Origin of the sequence: Acrocarpospora pleiomorpha (assembly GCF_009687885.1) — a bacterium.
Lineage (GTDB): Bacteria > Actinomycetota > Actinomycetes > Streptosporangiales > Streptosporangiaceae > Acrocarpospora > Acrocarpospora pleiomorpha.
Genome location: NZ_BLAF01000023.1, coordinates 102,771 through 115,811 on the forward strand (window position 1 = coordinate 102,771; position 13,041 = coordinate 115,811).

The 13,041-nt window shown below is 71.4% G+C and carries 8 protein-coding genes; 1 reads left to right on the top strand and 7 read right to left on the bottom strand.

The window, feature by feature from the left end; genetic code table 11:
• Positions 1-9: 9 nt before the first annotated feature.
• From Aple_RS21465 to Aple_RS55585, 7 genes are read right to left on the bottom strand one after another with little or no spacing between them, the layout of a single operon-like run.
• The gene (locus Aple_RS21465; RefSeq protein WP_155346438.1) at positions 10-1,311 is read right to left on the bottom strand and encodes a GH1 family beta-glucosidase; all 1,302 of its coding nucleotides are present in this window, start codon (positions 1,309-1,311) and stop codon (positions 10-12) included.
• A 52-nt stretch (positions 1,312-1,363) separates the two neighbouring features.
• A complete protein-coding gene (locus tag Aple_RS52150; RefSeq protein WP_170321601.1) occupies positions 1,364-2,473 on the bottom strand; it encodes a 2-oxo acid dehydrogenase subunit E2 in 1,110 nt (369 codons plus the stop codon).
• Positions 2,470-3,453: an alpha-ketoacid dehydrogenase subunit beta gene (locus Aple_RS52155; RefSeq protein ID WP_170321602.1), complete on the bottom strand. Its 984-nt coding sequence runs from the start codon at positions 3,451-3,453 to the stop codon at positions 2,470-2,472. Before Aple_RS52155 ends, Aple_RS52150 begins: the two co-directional genes overlap by 4 nt.
• The gene (locus tag Aple_RS21475; protein WP_155346439.1) at positions 3,453-4,376 is read right to left on the bottom strand and encodes a thiamine pyrophosphate-dependent dehydrogenase E1 component subunit alpha; all 924 of its coding nucleotides are present in this window, start codon (positions 4,374-4,376) and stop codon (positions 3,453-3,455) included. The genes Aple_RS52155 and Aple_RS21475 overlap by 1 nt, the downstream gene beginning before the upstream one ends.
• Positions 4,373-5,599, bottom strand: coding sequence for a glycosyltransferase family 4 protein (locus tag Aple_RS21480; RefSeq protein ID WP_155346440.1), 1,227 nt, complete (start codon positions 5,597-5,599; stop codon positions 4,373-4,375). The genes Aple_RS21475 and Aple_RS21480 overlap by 4 nt, the downstream gene beginning before the upstream one ends.
• Positions 5,596-5,919, bottom strand: a complete 324-nt coding sequence (locus tag Aple_RS21485; protein WP_155346441.1) for a phosphopantetheine-binding protein — start codon at positions 5,917-5,919, stop codon at positions 5,596-5,598. The genes Aple_RS21480 and Aple_RS21485 overlap by 4 nt, the downstream gene beginning before the upstream one ends.
• Positions 5,916-11,216, bottom strand: a complete 5,301-nt coding sequence (locus tag Aple_RS55585) for a non-ribosomal peptide synthetase/MFS transporter (protein WP_170321603.1) — start codon at positions 11,214-11,216, stop codon at positions 5,916-5,918. Before Aple_RS55585 ends, Aple_RS21485 begins: the two co-directional genes overlap by 4 nt.
• A 580-nt stretch (positions 11,217-11,796) precedes the next feature.
• Between Aple_RS55585 and Aple_RS21495 the strand changes: the two genes are divergently transcribed.
• Positions 11,797-13,032 carry a glycosyltransferase gene (locus tag Aple_RS21495; protein ID WP_155346443.1) on the top strand — a complete coding sequence of 412 codons (1,236 nt, stop codon included), beginning with the start codon at positions 11,797-11,799 and terminating at the stop codon, positions 13,030-13,032.
• The last annotated feature ends 9 nt before the right edge of the window (positions 13,033-13,041 follow it).

Sequence of the window (13,041 nt, forward strand, 5' to 3'; positions counted from 1 at the left end):
ATCAGGGAATCACCGCAGTTCTCCGGTCCTGATCAGGTCGCGGTACCAGTGGGCGCTGTCCTTCGGAACGCGCTTCTGCGTCTCGAAGTCGACGTGCACGATGCCGAAACGCTGGGCGTAGCCCTCGGCCCACTCGAAGTTGTCGAGCAGCGACCAGACGTGGTAGCCCTCGACCCGCACGCCCGCCTTCATCGCGCGGTGCATCGCGGCCAGGTGGCCGCGCAGGTAGGAGATCCGGTCCTCGTCGGCGACGCGCCCGTCCGCGCCCGGCTCGTCGTCGGTGGCCAGGCCGTTCTCGGTGATGACGAGGGGGACTTCGGGGTAGTCGCGCTTGACCCGGACCAGGATGTCGTGGAAGCCGTCCGGGTAGTCCTCCAGCCAGCCCGCCTGCCGGGTCCGGTGTCTGATCACCCGGCGCTGGTCGGGGCCGACGAAGATGGGCGTGTAGTACTGCACGCCGAGCAGGTCGATCGGCTCGCTGATCGCGGCCAGGTCGTCTTCCCGGATGTGGCTCCGGTCGGCGGGCAGCGTCTCCTCGGGGTAGAACCCCTTGAAGATCGGATCCAGGTAGAGCCGGTTCTCGACGGCGTCCTGCCGCACGGCCGCGTCCCTGGCCTCCTGGCTGTCCTCGGCCGGGTAGGTGGGGTGCAGGTTGAGGGCGGGGCCGATCCGGCGCCCGGGATGCTGCTCGTGCAGCAGGCGGGAGGCCAGGCCGTGCGCCAACAGCAGGTGGTGGCAGGCCACCAGGGCGCGGCCGGAGTCGGCGATCCCCGGCGCGTGCACGCCCTGCCGGTAGCCGCAGTCCACCACGGTCTTCGGCTCGTTGACGGTCAGCCAGTCGCGCGCGTGCAGCGCCCCGAAGACGATCTCCGCGTACTCGGCGAACCGGAGCGCCGTGTCCCGGCTCTCCCAGCCGCCCGCGTCCTGCAGGGCCTGCGGCAGGTCCCAGTGGAAGAGCGTCACCATCGGCCGGATGCCGCGCTCGACCAGGCCGTCGATCAGCCGCCGGTAGAAGTCCAGGCCCTTCTGGTTGGCCTTGCCGGAACCGTTGGGCTGGATCCGCGGCCAGGCCACCGAGAACCGGTAGCTCTGCAGGCCGAGGTCCCGCATCAGGTCGAGGTCCTGGGCGTAGCGGTGGTAGTGGTCGGCGCCGGGGTCCCCGGTGTCGCCGCCGCGCACCTTCCCGGGCGTGGCGGCGAAGGTGTCCCAGATGGACACCCCCCGGCCGTCCTCCTTGGTCGCTCCCTCGATCTGGTACGCCGACGTGGACGCACCCCAGACGAAGTCACTGGGGAACCTCAAGGCGTTCATGAACCTCCTAGCTGGGTTGTCAGTGTCAGCAGGAATACGCGCTTACGACGAGTTATTCCAGCCATCGCCGCGGCGTCTCCAGCATCTGCTTCACCGCGCCCAGGAACATCGCGGCGTCCCGCCCGTTGACCACCCGATGGTCGAAGGCGAGCCCGAGCTGCACGGTCTGCCGGACCGTGAAACCGCCATCATCGGCGGGCGCCACTTCCTGCTGCGTCGCCGCCAGCGACAGCGCGCACACGTGGCCCGGGTAGACGATCGGGACGGCGAGCGTGATCGCGCCGTCGTTGTGCAGGGTGACGGCGATGTTGGCGCCCTCCAGGTCCCGCTCCCGGAAGCTGCCGCGCAGCGCGGTCATCCGGTAGTCCATGAGCTCGCGGGCGACCGAGTCCAGCGGCCGCGCGTCCGCGTCGCGGACGACCGGGATGAACAGGCCCTTGCCGACGTCGATGGTCACCCCGACGTGCGCGCCCTCGGCGAGCCGGACGTAGCCGGGCTCGACCAGGGTGGCGAACAGCAGCGGGAACTCGGCCCGCTGGTCGGCGACGGCCTTCACCACCAGCTCGGATAGGCCGATCAGGGTGCGCGCGTGCTTGGACAGGTCGCGGGTGAGCTTGGCTGTGCCGGTGACGTCGATCTTGACGGCGGTGAAGGCGGCCGGGATCGTCTGGTGCGAGCGGGTGACCACGTCGCCGGTCAGCCGCTGCGCCTTGCTCAGCGCGACGAGACCGGCGCGGGCGTCCGGTTCGGGGGCGCGGGTGAGGGCCTCCACGTCCTCGCGGCGGATCACCTTCTTGCCGAGCGTGCGCACCCGCTCCGCGGGCACCCCGAGCTCGTCCATGAGCGCCCGCGCGGGAGCGGTGATGACGATCTCCCCGGCCGCGTCCTGCCGGCCCGCCGCCACGCTCACCTGCTGGGGCACGGCCTCGCCCGGCGCCTGCAACCGGGCGATGACCTGCCCGGGTTCGCAGTCGGAGCCCTCGGCCACCACCCGGCGCAGGATGCCCGCGTCCTCGGCGAGCAGCTCCTCGGCGGTCTTGGAGGTCTCCACCACGACCAGCGGATCGCCGATCGCCACCGCCTCGCCGTCGGCGGCCAGCCACTCCACCAGGATGTAGCTGGTGTCGTTGTTGTTGAGCTTGGGCACCTTGATCTCGATCACGCCAGCACCGCTCTCCTGATGGTGTCCGCCTGGACGAGGACCTCGCGTTCCAGGTGCGCGGCCGTGGGGATGATCGAGTCGGCCGCGCTGACCAGCCGGATGGGCCCGGACAGGGAGGCCCATAACTCGGGATGGAGCAGCCGGGCCACCTCGGCCCCCCAGGTGCCGCCCGCGGAGCCGTCCTCGGCCACGACGATCGTGCCCGCGCCGCGCAGCACATGCATGATGGGGGCCGGGTCGAGCGGGTAGAGGCGTTCCGGGACCAGCAGCACGCAGGTGATCTCGTGGTCGATGAGCAGGTCGCGCATGGCCTCCAGGGCGCGGTCGGTCAGCCCGCCGGGGGCGATGATCACGCAGTCGGGGGGCACGTCGCCGTCGGCGTACACGCGGGCCCAGCCGCCGATCAGCTCGAACCTGAACAGGTCGTCGACGACGCCGTCCCGGCAGATCCGCCGGGTGTAGAGGACCTTGTCCTCGAAGAGCACGCAGGGGTTCTGGCGGGCGAACATGGTGGCCAGCAGGGTGTGCGCGTCGTGGAAGGGGCTCAGCTCGTACAGGTCAAGGCCGGGGATGCCGATGAAGTGTTTCTGCAGGCTCTGGCTGTGGGTGGGGCCGTAGCCGCGCCGGCCGCCGGTGGGGCAGCGGACGATGAGGGGGATCGGGACGCGCCTGCCGTACATGGTGGTGGACTTGCTGGCGAAGTTGAGCAGCTGGTCGAAGGCGAGGGCGGCGAAGTCGCCGAACATGATCTCGACGATGGCGCGGTCGCCCGCCAGGGCGAGACCGGCGCCGACGCCGACGATGCCGCCCTCGCTGAGCGGGGTGGAGATGACCCGGGAGCCGTGCTTGGCGGACAGGCCCTTGGTGATCTTGAAGGCGCCGCCGTAGGGGTCGGCGATGTCCTCGCCGAGCACGTGCACGGCGGGGTCGGCGTCCAGCAGCGCGTGCAGCGCCTCGTTCAGGTGCTCCGCGACCCTCATCACCGCTCCCATTCGGAAGCCGGGCGGATCAGGACGTCGTCGACCATCCGGGCGATGAAGGCGCGCTGCTCCTCCTCCAGGCGGGCGAACTGCTCGGGGAACGCCTCGGCGTAGCGCGGGTGCCAGTCGCCCTCGGCGGCCTCGCGCAGCTCCTCCGGGGTGCGGGTGTCGTCGCCCTTGCTGTGCGGCCCGGCCCGATGCACCGCGATCTCCGCCACCACCGGCCGGAACTCGGATCTGACCACGGCCGCCAGCGGGGCCAGCTCGGCCCTGATCACGTTCACGTCCACCGACTCGATCCGGTGGTGGAGCACGCCGAACCCGGCCGCGCGGCCGGCGATCGAGCCGGACAACTGCGCGGTCGTCGGCGTGGACTGGGCGATCCGGTTGTGTTCCACCACGACCAGCAGGGGCGCCCGCCACAGCTGCGCCATGTTCAGCGCCTCGTAGACCGACCCCTCACCCCACGTCCCGTCCCCGATGTACGCGCAGGCGAGCCGTCCCGGCGTGACCCGCTTCAGCCGCAGCGCCACCCCGACCGCCACCGGCAGGCTCTCGCCCTGCACCCCGGTGGACAGGAACCGCTCGTGGTAGACGTGCTGGCTGCCGCCGACGCCGTTGCAGACCGCCCCGGCCCGGCCCATGATCTCGGCCAGCAGCGCGTGCGGCTCGTCGTGCCTGGCCAGGAAGTGGCCGTGGCCGCGATGGTTGCTGAACACGTAGTCGTCCGGGTCGAGCAGACCGCTGACCGCGACGGGGACGTGCTCCTGGCCCAGGCAGGTGTGCGTGGTGCCGTTGAGCTGGCCGCGCTCGAACAGGCGCAGCAGCGCCCGCTCGAAATGCCTGATCCTGAGCATGCGCCCCAGATCCGCGTCGGCCACAGGCGTGAGGGCCCGCACCCGCTCCTGAATCGCGCCGATCATGTCGTCGCTATCCTGCCTTCCTTCGTACGGGCCGCGAGCGCCGCCAGCGCGGCCTGCCGCCGGTTCGGGCGCAGCGCGGTGAGATGGGTCTCCAGCGCGTCCTCGTCCAGCGACGCGATGAAGTCACGGGCCGACGCCCGGGACCGCCGCGACAGCTCGTGGTAGAGGTCGGGATGGGCCAGCACGGCCGACAGCGCGTCCGCCCACGGCCCCAGATCCTGCTCGGGCACCACCGGGACCGGCCGCGCGTGGCCCGCCGACTCGTACTTCTCGATCCGCCGCACCGGCAGCAGATAGGGCACGCCCAGCTTGGCCTCGGCCAGGCCGCCGACGTCGGAGGCCAGCACCGGGATGCCGCGCGCCATCGCCTCCACGCAGGTGTAGCCGAACGTCTCGTCCCACAACGACGGCATCAGCAGCACCCGGGTGCGGGCCAGGATGTCGTCGATCTCGTCGGACGGCTCGATCACCGTGATGTTCGGCCGCCGCTCCAGCTCGGCCAGCTCCTGCGTGGTCGCCCCCCAGGTGGGCACGGCCAGGAACGGCACGTCGGGCCGCGCGTCGGCCAGCCCCAGCAGGATGGGCAGCCCTTTGTAGCCGCACGGGTTGATCATCGTGACGTGCGTGCCCTCGGTCAGCTCTTGCGGGTCGCCGTAGATGTGCGGGTAGATCAGCGTAGACCGCAGCTCCCCCCACCGCTCCATGTAGGACTGCGCGGCCTTGCTCACGGCCAGCACGCTCGCCGCCCGCTTCACCATCCGGGTCCCCGCCCCGCTCGGATAGAACGAGCCGGGGCCGAACGGCAGCTGCTGCAGCGTGTGCGCGAGATACACCACCCGCTCCGGCGTCGCCTTCAGCGCCGCCCCCAGCATCAGCAATCCTGGATCGTCGGACGGCACCAGCGTCCAGTCCGGCTTGACCTCGGCCGCCACCTCCCCGACCCGGCGGGCCAGCTGCGGCGGGCGCGCCACCGCGCTCGCGCGCACTCCCCGGTACGCGTACTCCACCCCGTCCTCGGTCGCCGACGTGATCGTGGCGCCGAGACCCCGCAGGTAGGCCACGTGCTCGTCCACCGAGGTGGCCCGGAGCGCGCCCGACATCGGCGCCACCACATGGCAGTCGTGGCCGCGCGCCGCGAGCTGCTCCAGCAGGACCCGGTTGGACTTGTTCGCCCCGCCGTGACTCGGCAGGTGGAACATGTTCTGGGCCAGCAGCACCCTCATGCGTCTTCCGAGAGCAGTTCGCTGATCTCCTCGTCGGACATGCCCTCCAGCTGCTTGAGCAACTCGGCCAGCTCCTGTTCGCCGACCGCGTCCAACCGGCCCTGGTCGATCGCCTTGGCCACCTCGGCGACCGTGAAGCCGGAGGTGAACAGGACGTCGATGGGGAGCTCCACGCCGTACTGCTCCTCGACCCTGGCCAGGAACTGGACCATGGTCAGCGACTGGCCGCCGAGCTCGAAGAAGTCGTCGTGCGGGGTCGGCGGGGCCTGCCCGAGCAGCTCGGTCCAGATCTCCGTGACGGCGGACTCGGTGGGGGTCATGCCAAAATCCTTTCAGCGGGCGAGTTCCTAGCGTTCAGCTCCGCGAGGCCGGCCAGATCGTCCGGCTCGGCGTCGGGAGTGTCCCGGTCGAAGTGGGCGAGCGCGGGATGGCGCAGCGCGACGGCGATGGTGACCGCCATCGCCAGGCCGCAGATCAGGTAGAGCAGGCCGATGCCGCGCCCCTCGCCCACCCCGATCAGCGCGCCCACGGTCGGCGCGAGCGCGCCGCCCTCCCGCAGCAGCGGTTCGAAGACAAGACCGGCCGCCCACGCCTGCACGGCCAGGCCGACCGGCTGGGTGGACATGGCCAGCATCTGGTTGATCGAGATCACCCGGGCGTGGTAGCGCTGCGGGACCTTGGCGTGGATGATCGTGATCCAGATGCCGTCGCCGATCGACATCATCAGCGCCATCCCGGCCGCGCACACCGCGATCAGCGCCAGCGACGGGCGCAGGCCCATCGCGAAGGCGAACGCCGCCACGACCCCCACCGAGGCGAGCATTCCGAACATCCGGCGGCGTTTCGGGCCGCCCCAGAGGGAGATGGCGAAACCGCCCGCGACCGCGCCCAGACCGGCGATCAGCGCGATCCTGCCGGTGTCGGCCAGATCCCCGATCGACAGCACCAGCGGCGATATCATCACGAACGCGGTGAACAGGAAGAAGTTCACGGCGAACATGGTCAGCGCCATCGCCCGCAGGCCGCGCCGCCGCCACAGGTAGCGGAAGCCGTTGCGGATCTCCGCGCCGACGCTCTCCCGCCGCGTCCAGGCCAGCCGCTTCGGGAACGGCGTGAGCAGGGTGACCGTGACGGCTGCCACGTAGCAGGCCACGTTGGCGATCAGGATGCCGTCCAGGCCGATCGCGGCCAGCACGCCGACCGCGAACAGCGGCACCATCAGGCGGCCGATCGCGTTGCCGAGCTGGAGCACGCCGCCGGCGTGGCCGAGGTAGTGCTTGGGCGCCAGCTGCGGCACCGCCGACGACCAGGCCAGTCGCTGCACGGTCAGCGAGATGGACAGCAGGGTCAGGATGCCGTACAGGGCGGGCATGGACAGGTTGCCGGTGAGCAGCAGGGCCAGCATCACCGCCTGCAGGGCCAGGCAGGCGCCGTCCCCGGCCAGCATGGCCAGCCGGCGGTCGTTCCGGTCCACCAGCGCGCCGATCACGGGGGACAGCACGAGTCCCGGCACCAGGCCGATGATGGCGAACAGGCTGAACTGGAGCAGCGAGCCGGTCTGCAGGTAGGCCCAGATCGGCACGGCGAACTCGGTCATCGCGGTGCCGATCATCGACACCATCTGGCCGCCCGCGACGCGCAGGAACCGGCCGAGCCGGGCGTCGGCGGGCGGCGCCTCCCGGGAGACCGCCTCCTTGCGCCAGGTCCCGGCCTCGTGCGGGCCGTCCAGCGACCGGTGCACCGTGGTGACGATCGTGGCGAGCTCGGCGGCGCGGTAGCGGAGGAAGTAGTGCCCGGCCTCGTCGATGACGACCAGGGCGGTGGTCCCGGCGGTGACGTGCCAGTCCCGGTAACGCTCCGGGTAGTAGTCGGTGATCGGGTCGCGGCTGCCGACGATCGAGATGACCGGCGCGGACAGCAGCGGCGCGCCGGTCTCGATCAGGTCGGTGAAGTACTCCTCGCCCGCGCGGGCGTCGCCGCGCATGGTCGCGACGATCGCCTCCACCTGGGCGGTGTCCAGGCCGTCCAGGTCGGCGCCGATGGCGCGCAGCCAGGCGGCCTCGCCGGTGCCGCTGAGGGTGCGCTCGCGGCGGAAGCAGCGGGCCAGCAGGCCGTTGAGGCCCTTGCGGGGGGCGGCGAAGGGGAAGCTGCCGCCGATGTAGACGGCGTCGATGGTCCGGCTCGCCTGTTCCACCCGGCGGGCGATCTCGGTGGTGAGGGCGCTGCCGACGCAGTGGCCGTACAGGACGAGCGGGCCGCGGACGGCGGTCAGGATCTCGGCGGCGACCCGCTCGGCGGCCTCGTGGAAGGGCAGCGCGTCCTCCTCGACGCCCAGCTCGTGGCCGGGCAGGGCGACCGCGTGCAGGGCCACGCCCGCCGGCAGCGCCTCGGCGAGGGCCTGGTAGACGACCGCGCTGCCGCCGCCGTACGGCACGCAGACCAGCGTCGCCGTGGCCGGCCCTGGGGGAGTGAGGCGGACCAGCAGCCCCCGGCCCTCGTCGAGGGGGCCGTCCATGAGGGCGGCCAGGGCGGCGATCGTCCGGTTGGCGAGCGCGTCCAGGACGCTGACCGGGCGTTCCGGGAGGACCTGGCGGAGGCGGGCGATCATCCGGATCATCAGCAGCGAGTGGCCGCCCAGCGCCACGAAGTCGTCCTCGACGCCGGCGTCCCGCCCGAGCACCTCCCGCCAGACGTCCGCGATCACTCGCTCGGTCTCGGTGCGCGGCCCGGCCGTGCCGGTGATCGCCGCGGGTTCGGGCAGAGCGTTCCTGTCCACCTTGCCGTTGGCGTTGAGCGGGATCGTGTCCAGCTCGGTGAAGGCGACCGGGACCATGTAGTCGGGCAGCCGCAGCGCGCAATGCCCGGCCAGGTCCTCGGCCGGCCCTGCCGAGACGTAGTAGGCGACCAGGCGGTCGTTCCGCACGACGGCCACCGCGTCGCGTATCCCCGGATGGTCCAGCAGGGCCGCGCGGACCTCGTCCAGCTCGATCCGGTAGCCGCGGATCTTGACCTGGTCGTCGAAACGGCCGAGGAAGGCGACGTTCCCGTCGGGCAGCCAGTGCACGCGGTCGCCGGTGCGGTAGACGCGCTCGCCCTCGAAGGTGACGAAACGTTCGGCGGTGAGGTCGGGGCGGTTCACGTAGCCCCGGGTGACGCCGGTTCCGCCGACGTAGAGCTCGCCGGGGACTCCGGCGGGGACGAGCTTCCCGGCCGGGTCCAGGACGTACATCCGCATGTTGGGCAGCGGGCGGCCGATGGGCACCACCTCGTGGTGCTGGCGGTGGACGATCGGGTAGATGCAGGTGCCGACCGACGCCTCGGTGGGGCCGTACTCGTTGATCAGGCGGCCAGGGCCGAGGATGTCCAGCCAGCGGTCGGCCAGCGAGCCGGGCAGCGCCTCGCCCGCCACGACGATCACCCCCGCCAGCCGCGCGGCGCGCGAGTCGTCCAGCTGGTGGCCGAGGATTTCGAGGTGGCCGGGGGTGAGCTTAATAAAGCTGAAGGGTCCGGAGCGTGCCAGAATCTCGCCGAGCTCAGCCAGGTCCACGTCTTGCGGGAGGATCGTCACGGTCTGACCGGCCACCAGCGGGGCCCACAGATTGGGCACCACCAGATCGAACGCGACCGATCCCAGCAACGGCGCGCCGCCATCGCCCTTCGAGGCGAGCTCCTGGACGGCCCACCAGACGTGGTTGAGCAGCCCTCGATGGGTGACCTGCACGCCTTTCGGACGTCCGGTCGACCCCGAGGTGAAGATCAGATAGGCCAGCCGGTCGAGGTCATAGGGCACGCCCGGTGGTGTCGCGGGCTGCGCCTCGATCGACGGATCGGCGATGTCGAGCACCTCGACGCCGCTGAACAGATCGGCGTACGCGGCCTCCGTCACCACTAATCGGGTTCCGGCGGTTTCCAGCATGTCGGCGATCCGCCGCGCCGGGAACGCCGGATCCATCGGCACGTAGGCCGCGCCCGCCTGCCACACCCCGAGCAGCGTCGCGATGAGGTCGGGAGAACGATCCAGCAGCACGCCGACCGTCGACTCGGTCCCCACGCCCAGCTCCCGCAGCCGGTTGGCGATCCGGTTCGCCCGCGCGTGCAACTGGCCGTAGGTCGTGGCGACCCCGTCGAAAACGATCGCGACGCCGTCCCGCCGTTCCTGGAGCAGCTCCGGCAGCGGCGCCTCGGGGTAGATGGCCGCCGAGTCGTTCCACGGCCCGCGGATGAGCTCCCGCTCCTCGGGCGTCACCAGCTCGAGCGCCGACAGCGGCAAAGTGGGATCGGCGGCGATCTGCCCGGCCAGCCAGTGGAAGTGCCGGGACATGCGGTCGATCGTGTCGTCGTCCAGCACGTCCCTGCGGTAGGTGAAGTCGAGCCCCACCCTGTCCCCGTCCAGGTGCACGAGCAGCGACAGCTCGTAGGCCAGGTCGTCGACCTCGTGGCCCCAGACCGACACGGTCAGGCCCGGCCAGTCGCCGCCGCGCTGGTCGCGGAAGCCGCGCAGCGAGAAGCTCACCGGGAGGGCCAGGTCGATCGAGGCGCGCTCGGCCAGCAGCGCCAGCGGCAGCTGGCTGGTGAGCGCGCCGCCTACCGAGCGGCGCAGCCGGGCGGCCACCTCGGGGAACGCCGGATCGCCGGATAAATCCCCGCGAACTGGGAGGGCGCTCACGAAACAGCCCACGATCGGTTCGAGTTCGACCCGGCGGCGCCCGCCGTTGGTGGAGGCCAGGGTCAGGTCGTGCTCGCCGGTGTAGCGGGCCAGCAGCATGGCGAAGACCGCCAGCAGCGCGGTGAACGGAGTCGTTCCCGGCCCGCCGGCCGCCTGGAGCCTGGGCAGCACATCCGGCGAGAGGAGGGTCCAGTGGGTGTTGGTCTTGCGGCCGCCGGGGGCCGGGCGCTCGCGGCGCATCGGCAGCCGCACCCCGGCCGCGCCGTCCAGCACGCGCCGCCAGTACTCCACCCGGGCGTCCGGGGTGTGCTCGGCGCGGGACCAGGCCGCGTAGTCGGCGTACTGGATCGGGAGCGGCGGCAGGTCGGGTTCCCGGCCGTCGAGGGCGGCGGCGTAGCGGGTGGCGAGCTCGTCGGCGATCAGCCCCATCGACCAGCCGTCGGCGGCGATGTGGTGGCACACCACCAGCAACGCGTGCGAATCCTCGGCCAGGCGGATCAGGGTGGCCCGGACGACCGGGCCTTCGCGCATGTCGAAGCGGTGGGTGACGGCGCGGGCGGTGGCCTCGACGGCGATGTCGGGAGTGTCGACGTATTCCAGCGGCATCGGGAACGGCGGGTGGATCCGCTGGCGGGGTTCGTCCCCCTCGTAGGTGGTCCGCAGGCTCTCGTGCCGGGCCAGCACGCCGTCCAGGGCGGTGGAGAGCGCGGCCAGGTCCAGCGTTCCGTCCAGGCGGAGCCCGAGGGTCGCGTTGGGCGCGGTCCCGTCGAGCTGGTGGCCCAGCCACATCTGGCCCTGCTCGTACGAGCAGGGCAACGGCTCGCCATCCCGGGGCACGCGCGGAATCGGAGCCTTCGCGCGAGCCGGGAGGAGCCGGGCGAGCGCGGCCTGGCGCTGGGGAGACAGACCTCCGATCGACGAGCGCGGCGCTGAGGTGGATGTCACTGCCACTGAGTGGCCTCTCCTCTTCGAGCTTCGAACATGGGCGAGCTCTGACGAACACACCCACGCAGAAATCGGCCGGCGCGCCATTCTCGGTCGCCCGCCTTATTTCGGTGCCGTCGTCAAATGCCAAGCTTATTCAGGCATGGGAGCGCTCCCACAGCGCCTCCCAAAGAGATTAAATGAACCCCTCCACCAGCGCAAGACTGATGGCGGCAATCATGTCACACGGTCGCGCGTAAAGCGGATCCGTGTCACATCCGGTGAACAATGGAGTGCGTGGGAGCGCGTCCACCTCCGGCGGGCTTCGTGCAGGTCACGTGCGTTCGACCAGGATAGTGTGATACTTAAAAAAAGTCACGGCCTCGACGCTGAGGAACCGGATGTGCGAGCGTTCCAGATTTCGGGATCACCGTTGACAAGGATACGTCCGTACTGCTTCTTTGTACTCATTCCGGGGTTGGGGAAGAGTGCAAGAGAGCGCTCTCCGAATGGGAGTATCACTCACCGCGCGCCATCGATGCAAGGGAAATGAAAGTTTCATGTCCAAGACGCTGTCAGGTGGTTTCCCCGTGCCGGAGTGGTGCGTGTGACGCGGATCGTGCTGGTGACCCACGGCACCGACGGCGACGTGCTGCCCTTCGTCCGGCTCGGCGCCGAACTCCGCGCCGCCGGGCACGAGATCACGCTGGTCAGCCACGCACCCTACCGGGATCGCTGCGATCTTGACTTCGTGGCGATCGACACGCCGGAGGAGTTCGCCCGCCACCAGGCCGACACCGCCCATCTCATGGACACCCGGGGCGAGTCAAGCTGGCTCGGCTTCTACCTGCGCAACGGGCTCTTCGACCAGCTGCTCCGGGAATGCCACGTCATGATGGCCGCCCACCGGCCGGGCGACACCGTCCTGGTCGGCCGCCACACCTCGGCGGTCTCGGTCCGCTTCGCGGGCGAGCTGCTCGGCGCGCCCGTCGCCTGGGTGGCCGTCTCCCCGATCCAGGTCATGTCCGCCCGCCTCGCCGCCCACATGTACGGCACCGAACTCGCCCCCCGCTTCGCCCAGGTACGCGCCGAGCTCGGCCTGCCCGAGATCACCGACTGGCAGAAATGGTTCGCCGGGGCCGACCTCGACATCGGGCTGTGGCCGGGCTGGTTCGACCGGGCCGGGGCGCGCGCGCCGGAGCGGTTCGCGCTGACCGGCTTCGCCGTACCGGACGAGGGGGAGGAGCGGCTGCCGGACGGGGCAGAGGAGGCGCTGGCCGGGCGGCCTGTGCTGATCACCGGCGGGACCGGGCGCATGCTCAACACCCGTTTCTACGAGGCCGCCGTGGAGGGCTGCGCGGGCCGCCCGGCGCTGCTGGTAGTGCCGCACCAGGACCTGGTGCCCCGGCCGCTGCCGCCGGAGATCACCTGGTTTCCCCGGCTGCCGTTCCGCCAGGTGATGCCCCGGGTCGCCGCGGTCGTGCACCACGGCGGCATCGGCACGCTCACCCGGGCGCTGGCGGCCGGAACCCCGCAGGTGGTGCTGGCCGACGGCGCCGACCGGCCCGACAACGCGTCCCGGCTGGCCCGGCTCGGCCTCGCCGCCTGGCTGCCGCCCGCGCGCTGGGGCGAGACCGCCGCCGCGCTCGGCGGCGTGCTGGCCGACCGCGGCCTGGCCGGACGGCTGCCCGGGGACCTCGATCCGTCGGCCGGGATCGCCGGGGCGGCCCGGCTGATCGAGAAACTGGCCGATCCGGTTCCGCCCGCCCGGCCCAAACTCACCCCGCACCAGCGCCTCGCGCTCAGAAAACACCTCAGCTCGGCGAAGAGAGATCACCCATAACGAGAGATC